The sequence below is a fragment of the Palleniella muris genome, from assembly GCF_004792655.1.
In the GTDB taxonomy this organism is placed as follows: domain Bacteria; phylum Bacteroidota; class Bacteroidia; order Bacteroidales; family Bacteroidaceae; genus Prevotella; species Prevotella muris_A.
Genome location: NZ_SRZC01000007.1, coordinates 21,318 through 37,568 on the forward strand (window position 1 = coordinate 21,318; position 16,251 = coordinate 37,568).

The 16,251-nt window shown below is 42.3% G+C and carries 15 protein-coding genes; all 15 read right to left on the reverse strand.

What is annotated here, in order from left to right:
* Window positions 1–6: 6 nt before the first annotated feature.
* The 15 genes from E5358_RS05350 to E5358_RS05420 all read right to left on the reverse strand — a co-directional run bounded on the left by E5358_RS05350 (window position 7) and on the right by E5358_RS05420 (window position 16,204).
* Window positions 7–1,254, reverse strand: coding sequence for a hypothetical protein (locus E5358_RS05350; protein WP_135939230.1), 1,248 nt, complete (start codon window positions 1,252–1,254; stop codon window positions 7–9).
* Between the two features lie 176 nt (window positions 1,255–1,430).
* Entirely contained in the window at window positions 1,431–1,904 is a 474-nt protein-coding gene (locus E5358_RS05355; protein WP_104405255.1) for a hypothetical protein, read from the reverse strand.
* Window positions 1,905–2,088: 184 nt separating this feature from the next.
* Window positions 2,089–2,583 carry an anaerobic ribonucleoside-triphosphate reductase activating protein gene (gene nrdG, locus E5358_RS05360; protein WP_104405143.1) on the reverse strand — a complete coding sequence of 165 codons (495 nt, stop codon included), beginning with the start codon at window positions 2,581–2,583 and terminating at the stop codon, window positions 2,089–2,091.
* Entirely contained in the window at window positions 2,576–4,777 is a 2,202-nt protein-coding gene (locus E5358_RS05365; protein WP_135939231.1) for an anaerobic ribonucleoside triphosphate reductase, read from the reverse strand. The genes nrdG and E5358_RS05365 overlap by 8 nt, the downstream gene beginning before the upstream one ends.
* Window positions 4,761–5,483, reverse strand: a complete 723-nt coding sequence (locus E5358_RS05370; RefSeq protein WP_135939232.1) for a hypothetical protein — start codon at window positions 5,481–5,483, stop codon at window positions 4,761–4,763. Before E5358_RS05370 ends, E5358_RS05365 begins: the two co-directional genes overlap by 17 nt.
* A 147-nt stretch (window positions 5,484–5,630) precedes the next feature.
* Window positions 5,631–6,020 (reverse strand): hypothetical protein, encoded by a 390-nt coding sequence (locus E5358_RS05375; protein WP_135939233.1) that lies wholly within the window; start codon window positions 6,018–6,020, stop codon window positions 5,631–5,633.
* 96 nt (window positions 6,021–6,116) lie between these two features.
* Complete coding sequence (locus tag E5358_RS05380) at window positions 6,117–7,877, reverse strand: hypothetical protein (protein WP_135939234.1); 1,761 nt, start codon at window positions 7,875–7,877, stop codon at window positions 6,117–6,119.
* 1 nt (window position 7,878) lies between these two features.
* Window positions 7,879–8,406, reverse strand: a complete 528-nt coding sequence (locus E5358_RS05385; RefSeq protein ID WP_135939235.1) for a hypothetical protein — start codon at window positions 8,404–8,406, stop codon at window positions 7,879–7,881.
* A complete protein-coding gene (locus E5358_RS05390; protein ID WP_135939236.1) occupies window positions 8,403–9,311 on the reverse strand; it encodes a hypothetical protein in 909 nt (302 codons plus the stop codon). The genes E5358_RS05385 and E5358_RS05390 overlap by 4 nt, the downstream gene beginning before the upstream one ends.
* The gene (locus E5358_RS05395) at window positions 9,292–10,194 is read right to left on the reverse strand and encodes a hypothetical protein (protein ID WP_135939237.1); all 903 of its coding nucleotides are present in this window, start codon (window positions 10,192–10,194) and stop codon (window positions 9,292–9,294) included. Before E5358_RS05395 ends, E5358_RS05390 begins: the two co-directional genes overlap by 20 nt.
* A 3-nt stretch (window positions 10,195–10,197) precedes the next feature.
* A complete protein-coding gene (locus E5358_RS05400) occupies window positions 10,198–10,878 on the reverse strand; it encodes a hypothetical protein (protein ID WP_135939238.1) in 681 nt (226 codons plus the stop codon).
* Entirely contained in the window at window positions 10,878–13,493 is a 2,616-nt protein-coding gene (locus tag E5358_RS15280) for a hypothetical protein (RefSeq protein WP_277821168.1), read from the reverse strand. Before E5358_RS15280 ends, E5358_RS05400 begins: the two co-directional genes overlap by 1 nt.
* A gap of 62 nt (window positions 13,494–13,555) precedes the next feature.
* A complete protein-coding gene (locus E5358_RS05410) occupies window positions 13,556–14,209 on the reverse strand; it encodes a DUF4376 domain-containing protein (protein WP_135939239.1) in 654 nt (217 codons plus the stop codon).
* An 11-nt stretch (window positions 14,210–14,220) separates the two neighbouring features.
* Window positions 14,221–15,522, reverse strand: coding sequence for an RNA-directed DNA polymerase (locus tag E5358_RS05415; RefSeq protein WP_135939240.1), 1,302 nt, complete (start codon window positions 15,520–15,522; stop codon window positions 14,221–14,223).
* A gap of 166 nt (window positions 15,523–15,688) precedes the next feature.
* The gene (locus E5358_RS05420; protein WP_104405154.1) at window positions 15,689–16,204 is read right to left on the reverse strand and encodes a hypothetical protein; all 516 of its coding nucleotides are present in this window, start codon (window positions 16,202–16,204) and stop codon (window positions 15,689–15,691) included.
* Window positions 16,205–16,251 lie beyond the last annotated feature (47 nt).

Consider the following 16,251-nt stretch of genomic DNA (forward strand, 5'->3'; position numbering starts at 1 on the left):
TGTTATTTAATCACGACGACGGGGTGGACGGGCTCCACGGCGACTTGCACGTGCGGCCGGTTCGTTGGTGTCATCATTGCGCTCACGACGTGAACGGGGACGTTCAGGCTCTGGTATATCGTCCTCTTCCTCATCGGCTGGCTGAGCGGGTTCTGCATCCTCTTCCTCTTCTTCAACAGGGGCCTGACGGCGTTTAGGAGTAGAATCGGGCTTTTCCTCCTCATCCTCTTCCTCTTCTTCATTACCTCTATTGTTGGCAACTGTGGCAAGTTCATCCTCGATTTCATTCAGAATATCTTCATTGGATTTCTTACGAGTTACTTTTACATCAAGGTTATGCGCTTCAATATAAGCCATAATGTCAGTGCGAAGTTCCTGTCCTTCAGCAGTCTGGTCATCGAGGTCATCATTGCAAAGAGCATCGTAACGAGCCCACAGAGAATCAATGTCATTAGCAGAGCCACTATCAGATTCATCCTCTTTACCCTCACCAAGAGTAAAGTGAGACTGATCGTCTGCCAGCAGCAAGGTCTTGATCTGGTCAATACAGTTCTGAACCTTGTCTTCGCTCATCACATCGATGTCAAACTTCTCATCGAGCTGACTGAGATAAGCAACAGTAGCCTCCAAATGATAACGAGTGTAACGGTAAATTTGCTCTGGGAGACGAGGCATGTCAATCAGTTGCTGGAGGATAGCTTCGTCCAGAACATCCTTATCAGATACGGTGTCGATGTTGAAACTGTATGCCGGCTTGTTATTCTCAGTCTTACGAGTGATTTCAACAGGATAAGCTGAGTCAATAGAAGAAATAGGGCATGGCACCATCTTTCCGTTTTTGTTCAGTTTGCCCCACAAGTTCAACTTGCGCTCTTCAAGGTCTTTGTACTGTGAATAAGAAAGCTGGAGGATTTGGATGCCATCGCCGGGATTGTCAAGGTCGATGATATACATGCAACGACGCGAATCCCACTTCAAGCCACCGGAAAAACTGCCTTCACGCAACTTCTTACAGAGCTTGTCATCGTCTGCGTACTTTTCACATGCCACGGAAACATAGGTGTCAATAAGGTCTGCGTTGATTTCCTTAAAGGCATACTTGGCGTTACAAACTGTAACATAGGTAATAGACGGCTTACCCTTCACCAGCTTCTTGTCGTTCTCAATTTTGAGCATCAAGGAACGAAGCGGATATTCATAGCCCTTACGTTCCAACGGTAAGAAGTTACCATCCTGGTCTTGAACTGGTGCCAAAGGAAGAATACGAATAGCATAAGTGCCATCTTTGGCAAAACGGAAAAACGAGGCGCGTTTGCTGCTCTCTTCTGCACTCTTTTTCTTTGCGTCATCAAATGTTTCTTGGGATGCCGCAAACACGTCATGGAGTGTACGTGCTTTTTTTTCTTGTTCCATCATGGGAGAATTGTCTTTTAGACTTTCCTTTGATAATTCTTCCAAGTATCAGCATAGGCACCTGCATAAAGTTCTGCTGCTTCAGCAGCTTTAATCCCTTCGCGGGAAAGCAGGTCAATACCCCATTCTGTCTTGGCATGATGGATAATTTTTTCAATAACATAATCCATCTCAGTTGCTGGTTCGTTTTTAAGGTCAAAGTATTCAAATACATTTGCCTCTCCTGGGATTTTGCAGCGATGAATCGGAGCATAAAGCTCTTCAAAATAACTGTATAGTGCTTCCGGATCTGGGTTGCCTTCTAACTCTTCACTTAGAGTTTTCAGTAAATACCCAAAAAGAAACTTCAACTGAGGTAGCGAGCGGTTCTTGTTCTTGTCAAACAGGAGATAACCATATTCTCCATCTGGCAGAATGTCCACAGCCTCTTCAAGCTCGCTGGTGTCGGCATAGCCCTCATGGACTTCGACTATGCCCTTACTTCTAATCATGTCATATTCATTCGTTATTATTGATTGCGCTGCAAAGTTAAGACATTTTTTCAACCTAACAAAATTTTTGGGCGAAAATTTTTCAAGGGCTTGAAAATATGTTTTGCATTATTGCTGTAAATCAAGTATTTAACATTTTCATTTATATTAAAAAGATTATTTTTGAAAGTGTTTGCTTATTACACTAATCAAACCTGTCAGATATATCAGTAATGCGGATTTCCGGATTATGCACAATCTCATAAATCCGCTGATTTTTCGATCCCCTAAATGGTAGTGTCGCATCTCGCAAGTTTTCTTTGAAAACCCCATCAACTATGACATCTACATATTTTATCAGGTCGTTAAACAAGCTTTTAACTTGTGCCATTTCATATCCGGTCCATATCCAAATGGTTTTATCAGTGCGTTCTTTGATGGATCGGCACAGTTCAAGAATTGCTGGGTACTGCACAAGAGGTTCGCCGCCAAGAATGGAAATATTGAAGTCGTCAACATTAAGAGCTGCATAAACTTCCTCAATTGTCATTTCCTGCCCAGACTCCAATGGCCACCATTCCTTGTTATGACATCCGGGACAATGAAAATTACACCCAGACACATACAGGGAATTGCGCAGCCCAACCCCATCAACTGAGGTTGAGCTGACAATCTTAGCTACATATAGTATATTACTCATGTGTCTCCCGGTCTTTTAGTTCTGCAAGTTTTGCAGAGTTCCAACGATCTGTTGTACCTACAAGATAACCGGTAATACGCTGAAGGGTATCTATGTTATCGCCTCCGCAATTTGGGCATGTATGAAGTTCCTTTTGCGCATCTTCATATCCACAATCAAGGCAACGGTTGCGGGTATGATTGATTGAACAGTAACCAATATTGAACTTGTCCATCAAATCCACCACATTCATTACGGCTTCTACATTGTGTGTCGCATCACCATCCAGCTCGACATAGAAGATATGTCCACCACGAGTTAATTCGTGGTAGGGCGCTTCTATCTGCGCTTTATGTGCAGCGCTACATTTGTAGTACACTGGAACATGATTTGAATTGGTGTAATATTCTCTGTCTGTTACACCAGGAATAAGGCCATACTTCTGCTTGTCTTTCTTTGTAAACTTGCCGGAAAGACCTTCTGCCGGTGTTGCAAGAACAGAAAAATTCATATCGTAATGGTCGGAAAATGCTTGGACGCAATTACGCATAGCGCCTATAATTCTCAGGCCAAGTTCCTGAGCCTCGTCACTTTCTCCGTGATGCTTACCCGTGAGTGCTACAAGACATTCTGCAAGGCCAATAAAACCGATTCCCAAGGTACCATGTTTAAGTACTGGTCTTACCTCATCATTGGGACCAAGAGTTTCAGAACCGACCCATAAACCCTGCATCAACAATGGGAATTGTTTGGCTTTAGCGGTGCACTGGAACTCGTATCGGTCGAGTAGCTGCCGTGCCGTTACCGTCATCGCTTTATTAAGCTTATCGAAGAAGGCGATGATACGTTCATTCTCATCTTCTATATCTCGAACACTCAAAGCGATGCCTGGAAGGTTAATAGTCGAAAAACTGAGATTGCCACGCCCCACAGAAGTCTTCTCGCCATGACGGTCTTCAAATACACGGGTGCGGCATCCCATCGTGGCTACTTCATACATGTAGCGTTTGGGGTCGTCTGCACGCCATTTGTCATGCTGGTTGAACGGCGCATCAAGATTAACAAAGTTCGGGAAAAAGCGTTTGGCCGTTACGCGACACGCCAATTTATAAAGGTCATAGTTTGGATCACCAGGCAGATAGCTTACACCCCGTTTCTTTTTCCAAATTTGGATAGGGAATATAGCAGTAGAGCCGTTACCAATTCCCTTTTCTGTAGTCAGCAGCAGTTCACGGATTACGCAACGGCCTTCTGCCGATGTGTCAGTACCGTAATTGACAGAACTGAAGACTACTTGATTACCGCCACGGGAATGAATGGTGTTCAGGTTATGTACGAAAGCCTCCATAGACTGATGTACACGGCGTACAGTTTCATTCATAGCGTGCTGTACCATACGTTCCCACGATTTCATACCATCCAAAGGTCTGATAAGGAAATCATCATAAGGTGCATCATAGGCTTCGGACAAGTCAACCTCATTAACCGTTTCCAACTTCTTGAGTTCTTCCTTAAAAGTAACACGCACATAAGGTGCCATGTAGAAATCAAATGCTGGAATAGCCTGGCCTCCGTGCATGACATTTTGAACCGACTCCATAGATATACAGCTCAAAATGCTTGCGGTTTCAATACGTTTAGCCGGACGTGATTCTCCATGTCCAGCCTGAAAACCTCCGCTCAGAATTTTATCTACGGGATGCTGGATGCAAGTCAAACTTCTGGTAGGCAGATAATCCTTGTCGTGAATATGAAGGATGTTGTCAGCAACAACTTGCTTTGTTTCTTCGGACAAAAGATAATCATCTACCAGTTCCTTGCTTCGTTCACTGGCGATTTTCATTACCATGCCGGCAGGAGTATCGGCGTTCATGTTGGCGTTTTCACGAGTGATGTCGTTCTTTTCAGCAGCGATAATGCTGAGGATGGTTTGGTCGCTTTCACGATGACGGGCCTTACTACGTTCATTACGATAGCAAATGTACGCACGCGCTACATCTTTATATTTGGAAGCCATCAAGCTCTCTTCCACCAGATTCTGAATTTCCTCAACGGAAATTTCATTGGGGCACTTGGTTGCAATCTTGTTAGCGATTTTGATTGCATAGTCTTCATCCGTTGTACCAACTTCTTTCATCGCGGCGAGAATCGCCTTAGTGATAAGCATCTGGTCAAACGGCACCTTACGGCCATCGCGTTTAATTACAGTTTTCATGGAATAACCCTTTTTGCTTTTGATTGAAATTTGACAAATATCGAGACAATTCTTCACGGAATTTCTGAGTTCCGTTAAATCCACAGCATCTTGGCTCTCCGCAAATGCCACCTCGATATACGCATTTACGAACCATTACTGAAGCCAAATCCGGGTCAATTTTTACAATCTCTTCTTTTATCGCCTGAAACACGGTTACAGTACCGGGAGACGCACATCCAGTACACAATCTCAACTTCGACATATCAATCAATGATTGAGCATTGATACATAGACTAAGGTTTACTGGCGTTTCTCTGTCAGCATTGTTTTTAAGCCACTCCAGCTCTTCATAGATTGCATCTACTTCATGCTGATGGTCGCCAATAAATGCACCACCATTATGCCAAGAATCAATCAGTTCCCTGATACGTTCAATAATTAAATCCACTTTACCGGGCAGACCAGGGTTGCCCCCGTTTCTGTCATCTCGACAAGTTAGTTGAAAAGGAACAGAACCAACATGGTGACGGATTAAGTGTGTACTAATGTAAAGAGGAATGTTCTTGAGACTAATCCAAAATAGCTGAGTGCGTACTGGAGAGTGCTCAGACTTGTAAAGAGAACTTAGTGTCGCATGACTGGTTCCCAAAAACGTCGTAGCACACGCCTCTTGTAAAAGTTCTAAGTCTGTAAGCTTTCGTACAGACACAGTAAAATCCTTCATTTATAGGAGTTTGCATAGTTTTAATAAATAAATTCTGTACGAAGTCAATTTGAAATGCGGTGCAAAGTTAATCAAAAATTTTCAAGAGCGTGAAAAAAAGTGCGAACAATTTTCTCATTCGCACCAATTTTCAGACTATTCTTGAAATTATCCTTTCATCATATTTTTTCGCTTATTTATCGCAGCCACAATCGTTTGAGGCTTTGGCGGTCTCTTGGGGTGTTCTGCATAACAGCCTTCATTTCTATATAAAATCAGAACTCGTCTGAAATCCACAGTCCTGAAATATGGATTTTTGGATGAATAGCTAATGGCTTCCACCAAATCTGCATCTGGGACTCCATTAGAGCCGACTACTTGCATAATAAGGTCGAACTCTAATGGAGCGTTCAATCGCAAATTATAGCCAAGAGGGACTTCATCAAACCTCCTTAGTATTCTTTTTCGACCGCGTTTTTTTGCCTGGGGCTTCGGTTTCGGTTTCCGTCCTCTTTTCTTCCCCTTCTTCTGCGGCTTGTACGGGTTGAATGTCGCCATTGATTGTAGGAATAATGTTAATTACTGAAGAGGCGGCTGCGGCCTCAATTTCTCGCAAGTTGCGAGCCTGTGCGGGTGAATTGTACGTTTTCATTGTTATACCATATAAGTGATTGAAAATTCTGTTGATTTTCCACAACTGCCATCACAATAGACAACTGTGCAAGCCCTTTGGCCGGCTGCAATTTTGCATACCCAGGATTTTTTATTGGAGAGAGCAATGCTATGTTTAACTGCATGACTTGGGGCTGCTATAGTGTTTGGTATAGTAAACACTGTACCTGAATGTACTGTTTTAGTAGAACCCTGTATGCAAACGATATTGCCAATTTGACGTACATACAGTGAATCTTTAATCCATTTCCAACCAGAATCTGTTAATTTAGGCTGGAAATCGCCTACGCCAGCAGCTCCGATGTTGTTGCGGATCTTCTGTTTCTGTGCATCACTTGTTGCCATATCAGAAAGGCAATTGGACAATTTTGCATACGAGCTCAAGTCGCTTTTGCCAATAGCGCCTATATGAGAACGGCAATCGGCCGCAGTAACGGTTGTTGATACAAACTGCGATAACCCACTGGCTTTTATCGCAAATTTCTCATTTGCCTGAGTGGTTGTGTAAACATCTGCTGTGTTAGCTTTCTTATTCAATTCCTTAGTGAAATTGGTAGCCAGCACATATTTCTCAGAAAGCAATATACCATCTTCCATAATAGCCGGACCAATGTTTACGCTGGCGTGGCCCATGATACTGAGATTGTATGATGGTACCGAAATAGAGAATACTTGATCTGTGGTGCTCAAAAAGCCAATGCGGGCCATAACATTATTGAGTGAGTCACGCCAAGAAATAGCATTAGTCAGACTATTGTTTTCTTTCTGAGCATTTGCTTTCAGGATTAACCCATCAGTAACGCCAGCTTCTATTTTTGTCACGCCATATATATTGGCGCTTCCTTCAGAACCGACAATGCTAAACAGAATTTTTCCCTTACCATTTCCGATATGGGTGGTTCTGAACTGGGTGATACCGCCGTTATAACCGCATACATTGATAGCCAACTCACTGGTAGCATTGGCCGTTCCTTGATACAAGTTATTAGCAGTCAGTACGAGCCCACCAAACATGCCCTCATTTGCTGATACTGGTTTGCTGAAAGTTATAGCAGATGCTCCAATGGTGGCAATCAAAGTACCATTTGCATAAAAGCGAAGACCCACGCCGTCTTCTAACGACAATTGATAATTATTCGCATTGCCGGTGTATTTGACATTAAGCGTACTGCCGCTATAGTTTATTTCTGTCTTGATCGCACCAGATTTAATAGTGACACTCTTGTTGACCGTAACATCGCCATTAGCATTGATTGTCTTGGCAAAATTTACAACACTGTTGACAGTTTGCGAACTGCTTGCAGGATTGAGCAAAAGAGCGTATTTACCGATAAAGGCGTCCTTCATGCGTAGCCCGCCTGTTGAAGGCATTGCAATAGACTGAAGGGCTTTACCAGTGAGCTCGTCTTGCTTTACGGGGACAGACTTACCTATGGCACATCCATAAATATTACGGCCAACCTTTGAGCCACCGCTTTCATAAGGCATATTTTCGGTAAAATTGGCTTCATAAATGTACTGGGGCCATGACGTGATACCTGTAGCACCTGAGAAATAGCGGAATTTTCCATTCAAGAACACATAGCCAGCACTGATAGCACTGCCTGTAATTTCACAACCGCTTACAATGAAATTGTCACAGTCATCAAAAATCTGAGCAAAAGCTAACGCCAAATCCTGAAGGTTTTCCAGGTCGTCGGCATAGGTGTAACGTCCACCGGTTTGTGCGCTAAATTCTTTCATTTCAATCGTATTTGATGATATAAGTTTTATTTGCAAGCCGATACCTGTCTATGACATATTTCAGCATTGCGACATATTTTTGCTCTGTAATAAGCTTCGTATCAATTTGGGGTGTCGTAACGATAAAACTAACAGAGCTTTCTTCTGTCTGCTCATCACTACGATATAGAATCAATTGGCGAGTAACACCAGCCTCTTTGTCGTGGTACACTAATATATTTTGCTCCACATCAATGTTGGCTGATTCGTGATAAATCGGAGTGCCTAATGCTTCAGAGTTTTTAATCGCAATTCGCCCACCATTCGCAAAATACTTTTTGAATTTACGATTGAGGTACCATTCAAACTTAAAAATCTGAGAGGTCATAGCAGCTTCGATTCTCGTTTCTTTGGCATATTCTACAAAGCCATCATTGACACGCCGTAACGGGGACATCAATGCTTGCAGATACAGAATCAGTTTGCGTCCTCCTATATAGTAAGGCACAAGCTGATTTATCGTTTTGTCGAAGTTGATAAAGTACCTCATACGTTATCTTCCAGTTTAAGAATTATTGTATCACGCCACAAAGGAATATCCACTTCCTCATCGGCGCAAGAGCTCTGCTTGATATAGCCAGAATTAGGGATGTAGTAGCGTCCAATTTTAGTCTGGACATTGCCATTTTCATCTTTGATAAGATGATTATCATCGTCATACTTGGCAACAAATATGCCTTGATGGTCAGTATCGTCTGAAGAAACAGACACATCAGTAACGTGTTCAACACTCTGGATGCTGTCAATTACTTTCTGAGCATACACTAAACCATTAAACTCGATATTAGCGATATATTCATTGAGGGCATCTTCAATTGCTTGATATATCTCATCTTCGGTCACAGCACCATCGTAATACACAACTACCCGTGGTATCAATACATCACCAATGCGACTAACCACTTTAGCATGTTGGCCGGCAAACAATATTTGATTGAGATAGGCCCGGATTGAAATCAACTCGTCCTCCTCAATACGAGCATAGGCACCGGGCTTTCCTGTCGCTATCTTGAAACGAACCAGTTTATCATGGAACCCAACCTCTTCCTCCTCAAAATACGCCACTTTCGTAATAACACGCTTAGAGGCGTCAATATTAGGGTAAGAAAAAGCTGTTCCATCTTCATTCATCACCAGTTCATCGCCAGATTGATATTTCAATAGAGCATTGGCAAAGTATGCCGGAGTGCCATTGATTCGATTCTGAAGGTCTTTCGCCAGATCAATCTTAAATACATCCAAGACATTTTCAAACGTCCAGATGCACGCCGATGTAACCCATGTAAATGCGTCAATTATAGACATCTTAGAGCTGTTCTCGAACTCTGTGAGCTCAAGATACTGGTTGCGACTATCTTTTGCCTCAGCATATATTTCACTTAATGTTCGTGCCATTGTCAGGTTGATATAATTGATGGTTAATATAAAATTTCCATGTATCTGAAATGTTCCACTCCGGCTCATTTAGAATTATATTGATAGCTGCATATCCTCTTTCTGAAGGCTCTGTTGTCAGCCATATAGTGCAAGGCCGACGATCGGCATGATGAGCCACAATATATTCAAGATAATCGTCCACAGTGTTATCATGCAGGAAACGAACATCTGTCAAGTCAAGTTCTTGAAGGCTCATATCGCCTATCGGTAGCAGACTGTCAATAGTAGTCGAATGAAGGTCTATCTTATATGTGCCCTCAAACATAGATAACCCTACCAATGAATACCCATGATTAGTGCAAGCATATTCATCGACAACAACAGGCCTGCAAAGAATTAAAGCTCCAGCTAACCCTGTTGTATCGAGCTGAGTGAATTTTAGCGCTTGGGTGTCTCCATAAATGCGGATGCGTCTCTTTTCTGTCTCATTATCAAAATAATGTTCAATAGATTGTACAGCTACGGTTAATTGTACACGTTCCAATTCCGTATTGTCTCCCCAATCAATAATCATTATGCCTTCTCCCGCAACCTTGAAGGAAGTGAAGGCCATATCCGCATTGACTCCTACAAGGAATATCAAATCTTCACCAGGACGTTTGAAATAGACTTTACGTGCTCCAGATGAGGGGGTGATATTTTGTTTTTTGAACTCGCTCACAACTGATTCATTCAATACAAAATCTTCATGGTATATGAGTTCTTGACCATACACAAGGTCTGAAGTCATATTGAGTTCCGGGTTACTAATGAGAAGGTCAAATAGTCCTTCGATGCTGCCATACAAATGCAGGGCTACATCAAACAAATTCTGATTCGGTTTTACTGTATATACGCCCATAGTTTAGCCCTCCAAATCTTTTGCGTCCAACTCCATTTGCTTGGTCTCATAATTGTAGGCGGCATTACGAATCGTTACGCCGTCTGCACCAAATTCATCCTGAAGTACTTTGGTCAGACTGGTTGATGTTACATTGTTTGAGTTAATCCATCGAGCAAGACCAACGCCCGTCAATGGGTAACGATAGTTGCCACCAGGGAAACAAGCAAGAAGGCAGTTTGCGTTCTGTCGTCCAGCCTTGATGATATTAAAATCGGATTGACTGCTGGCATATAATTGAGCAATACCATTTTTGAGTATGACGAAGAATCCATTCTCCGATATAGAAGGCAACTCTGATGCAAATACATTTCTTAATGTGGCGCCATACACTTGTGACTTAACAAGAAACCACTGGGAACCATCTACATCGTTGTTGACATAGACAAATGTTCCATCTTCATTTACACGCCGGATTCGGAGCATGAACTCTTTGTATTTCGGTGTATAAGGAATTACGAAGCACACCCCTTGATTAAGTATGGTGCGCTCGCTAAGTGTATATGGCACATCTATCTCACCATAAATATAACGAGATAATAATGTCGGCTCATCAACCCACCGAAACTCTCTCAATTTGATTTTATTCCGGGGGCTGATGGCAACATCACCAGTTATAATATGTATTTCTATATCTCTACGCATTAACTTGAATGATTTAGTATTTGGTATCTAAAACCGTCAATTTTGCTAATTAACACTGTTATAGAATCTCCAGAAGCCATTTCGTAATCTTGCACTCCTTCATTGTGATTATAAATTCCTTTCAATATGATCTTCTTTGAACCAGGTCTTACTCTAAAAGTCACTATAGTAGCAAAGTCATCTGGAAGAGTGCTTAGGCCAAATTGTTTAGCCACGGATGATTCCGTTGGGAGAGTTACTTCTGTACCGCTATAATCCGGCTGATTGTAATACATTAAAATAATATTATATTGCGAGAAATCAACAGTATAGGATCCACTCCCAAAAGTAAGCATTTTAGCTTTTGTGTTAATAAATGCAGGAGCCTTCAAAGCAGCGTTTGATTCTATACCATAGTTTTTCGTACCACCGGTAACATTGATTAGCAAACCGTAATTTGCTTGATCAAATCCATAATACCCAAAAGTATTAGGAGCATTATTGACAATACGACCAACTGCCGTGAAAGCGCCACCTGCGGAGCTCGGAATGACATCATTGCCAAACATGACATATCCTTTAGCTCCTCCAACCTTAAAGAAATCTTTATAAATTGTTAAAGCAGCCCAATTCGCTTGCGAATTTGACCCTGGTTCGGAATTACTTGAACTTTCAACCCCGATGCACCCTGATGAAATTTTGAACCCCGCAATACTACCAGATGTAGCAACAATCTTTCCTTCTACGGTTAGATTACCATTATCATCCCAAAATAGATGGTTGGATGCTAAATATCCTGAGCCATCTGTAAGTAAAGCCCATTTTCCTTCACATTGAATAGATGCAGTAGATATAGTGCCAGCAGTAATATTGTTTGCGCTAATCTTAGCATCAACATTGAGATTGCCGTCCGCATCCCAATTGATCTTACCACCAGCCAATGCGCCGGAGCCATCGTTTTCAAATTTCCATTTATAGCCACGCAATCCTGTAGGACCAAGAGTGATTTCTCCAGTGTTTGTATATCCAGAAGTTACAGGAGTGCCAGTGTAGAGGGTCGCGTTATCAAAGTTCCAGCCGGCAATACGACTGACACCATTGCTTTTAATCTTGAAAATGCGTTTGCCATTCAAATCGTATGCAGCAAGGTCCGCACTATCAGCTTTAACCTTCAAGTAAATGCCACCATAGGAATCTATAAAGTTTTCCAATGATGCAGCAGACCTGGAATTGAACTGGGAATTTGCCGCAGCAGACATATATAGCCCAGTGTTTGCGTCATCTGACACAAGAGTTATCTTATCCGTAGAGAAACGGCTTGCATTAAGTTTCCACCCCACAATCTCACCGCCATTGTCAGCAGCAGAGAATGTGATTTTGCCTCCCATAAACGACACGTCTCCATTTGCGTCAATATACCATTTGATACCACGCAAACCATTAGAGCCAATTGTTATGCCATTTGTAGCATATCCCTTAACTGTATTATTCTTATCACCAGACCAAATTGCTTCTGTATCGAAGTTCCAGCCGGCAATACAATTGGTAGAACCAGCGGAAAAAACTAAATTATCCCCACCTGTTCCATACGCTACAAAGCCAAAATTATTGCTGGCGCTATAATATAATGCGGCACCGCCATATCCACGCATCCACCCCCAATGGTCATCTCCCCATTCACTGTCGGGCTCAAGTTTACTTACGTTTGCGATGGCAATATATTTTCGGGCAGCAGATATTCCAATAGGTATATTATACATACGCCCTTCCTCAATGGTCCATCCACCGATAGAGCCTTCCTGAGATGTGATTTTCCCTTTGAACTCGGCGTCACCGTTTGCATAAAACCTCACATTCTCCATCGCAAAACTGGCTTCACCGTTTTCTCCGATACTCCATATAGCGTCTCCTTCTGCATTGACAGCGCGAATTACACCATTGCTGAGAATTTGAAGCCTACCTTCTTTGCTGGAGATACCATAAGAGTCAATACTCCATCCACCAATCATTCCCCCATCTCCATTTAGATGAAAAATTTCTTGGCTTTTTAGATAACCGTAAATACCATTGCTGCTCTCACCTGAAGCAAGCAAATCAGGGCCGATGTACACGCCTGTCAATGCTCCTTCTTTCCATGTTGGCTGAGTGCCAGAAGTGTCAAGGACGGCCTCTTTCTTACCAACGAACAGCTTGGGGGTCATTATATAGGTGCCACCAACTTTGGTTTTACTGCCATCCCAATCCTGAATCCAATCAAGCATGGTCGATTCACGTACTACATTGAAAGAGAATTGAACTTCGGTTGTATAATTGAAACCGTCTTGTGTGGTAATTTGGAATTTCACATAACCGTCTAAAATAGTATTAGCAAGTTTAGTCATCGCAAAGGACAGCGTTGTAACCTCTTGAAATGGCCAACTTACGGAAATTCCAGCAGAAGAATATACAACTTGACGTACTTTGAATGGCACTATTTTGGTTCCACGCTTAACTGTGATTGTGCCTTTTGCATTAGTCAAATTGGGATTTGAGCCATCAAAATCAGCAGAAATCGAACACGAAGACGGGGTGAGCAATACTGTATAAGCATCGTTCACCGGACTAAGTGTGATTTCTCCTTTTGCTATTGTGCCCATTGTACTTTAAGTCTTTATGAAGAATAGTCAAAACTCTCATGGCATGGTGTCAAAACCAAGCTTTATTCTGCATTTTTAAGCTGAAGTATTTCAGGGTAGTCGGCACAAATATCAAATGTCCTAAGAGTTTCAACTGTGCTGCATTTATCTATTTGAGCCAAATGCTGTGCGGTAACATTATAACATTCATGTGCATACAATTCAAGCTGCGACAAGATTTCCAGAGCGACATCAACATTGACATTGACGCTATGGCTTCCAAACCATAAACAAGTTGTGTTACGCTTAGCCTTCTGCTCAATGGTTATAGAATTAACCAATCCCACTCTGGTTGCCTTATCAAGCCAAAGGGCAAGGCCGTCAAAATAAAAGAGATTGACCTTTTCGCTATTGTCATAACCTTGTATCTGCATTTTCCGAATCGCTTTCCATGCCTCAACGTCATTTTCGGACTGGAAGAATCGCAAAATCGATTCCAGTTCTTCAGTGGTCGCCTCTGCGATATGAGCTGAATCTACGGCATCAAGAAATGCAGATATAGAACGGTCGGCCAACACCAATCGTTCCGTGGTAGCCTGAAAGTGCTCATCCTGATTTTCTGACAGTTGCTCAATTTCTGATACCTGAAGATTAAGCCACACTATCCAGTGTCCCTTTTTATGCCCGCCATTATTGATAGTGGCCGGTCGTGTATTGAATTTGCAAATCTGTTTCATAATATATTCTTCTATCTAATAATAGTCTTCCATTGTTTCCTCAAGGTAACTTTAGAGACATTTCTGTTGATTTTGAAATACCTCTTAAACTCCTGGGAGTAAATAAGCGGTTGCATGGCTTTGCGACGGATTCGATAAGTTTGCCGATATTTACAGAAACCCAGATATGAGTTGAGAGTCGCAAGAATACGATCAAGGTCGGCTGAAGTAATTTCTTTTGCTGGCTGTTTCATAAATTCTGCGATTTCCTTAGCTTTATCAGTGAATCGTCCGATAGTTCTATTGCTCAAATACAATCGACCATTCTTAATGTATGTGCCAACGAATAGCACTCCATGACTGGCCGGTTGGAAGTATCGTTTGTCCTTATGGATTACCAAGTCCATAGATTTTATCTTAATTTCAGCAGCATGTATCAACCACTTCAATGCTTCTTTATCATTGCACGCCAATATAAAGTCATCCACAAAACGATGATAAGCAGCCCTGATGCCTCTTGCTCTCAGTTTTTTCACGCAATCCACCATAAAGACATCGAAATCGGCCATATAGAAATTGGCAAATAACTGGGTGGTAAGGTTCCCGATTGGGGCGCCACGTCCTTCTCCAGTCCTGAACAGTGATTTGTTGTGAGCCAATCCTGCCCAATCTTTTGGGTCTGAATTAAACACACAGTTCGATTCAGGACGGTGCATCACAACCACATCCAGTAGCCATATCAGCAGATTCTTGAAATCACCATGATATTCGGCTTGTGCAAAATCAATCAGATTATCGCACATACGGCGCTGGGGCAATGACATGAAGAAGCCTACCAGGTCTCCTCTGAATAAGTAGGCTTCCATGCCATAATCGAAGGTGACTTCTTTGATGGCTTCAAACACCCCATCAACTGCCGATTTAGTCCCAAACCCAACTCGACAGTTATGAGTTACATTACCGATATTTTCATTGAGTTCTTCAAAATGAGGCACCAACTGCACACAAATCCAATGATGAATGATACGGTCTCTGAAGGCTGCTGCAAATACTTCTCGAAGTTTAGGAAATCTTACAAGGAAACAGGTAGAGGTCCCTGGTTTGTAGGTTCTCTCTATCAGTTCCGTTGTAAGTAAGTCCAAGTCTTCGTTAGCGATGGGAATGTAATCCTGGAATTGTTGACTGGAAGTCTTGCCTCGGCAACAGTCTTCATACGCTTCCTGTAAAGATTCCCTTAATCGAAGCCAAGCCTTTGTCGGATGAGCTACAGCAGGGCGAACCACGTTAGTGTTGTACTTGTTGTTGTTGTTGCTGTTACCACTGTTGAAGTTCACGTTCCACGAGTTGTTGGCACTGTTCTCAGTGGATGACCAGTGGTTGCCTGTGCTGTTTATATGCGGCTGTGCAGCTTCGTAACTCCGAACATAGTTTATACCATGAAACGGAGTCAGCCGCCCATATCCGAGCAAAGCTCTAAGCTCTCTTCCGATGTTACAGCTATTAGGCTTCGTCATCGGAACCCTGGCTTTGTATTAGTGAGCCACGCCATGCTACAAGTTGACGTATCACTGCGTCAAAGGACGCAATAAGCTGCTTGTGCTTCGTAGCGCTAACGAGACCGGACATACAATTGAGCGTAATTTTAATCACACTCATTAAAGAAATAGCTTCTTCAAGTGCATTTTGTTTAAGAAAATCATCTTGATGATTATATGCTGCCGCAGTCCAGCGAATCATATCCGTAAAATTTTGGAGTAAGATGTCAGATACTTTTACAGTTTTCTTGGGCATCAATTGCACAATCTCAATGATAAGCCTCATAGAAGCGTGCAATGACCTGTAAATAGGCGTATTCTGAAATCCAGTAGCCTTCTTACGGGCTTCTCTTTTATTGCGACGGGCACGATTTATTTCATCATTGGAAAGCACAACAGAGTCATCAGGCTCGCTAAAAGGCGAACTATCAAACAAGTCACACACTTCCTCATAAGTCATAGATTTTCCATTTATATCCATGTTTTTTAGTTTTATTTAACGGTTATAGGCGAGCTGCTTAAAGCAGC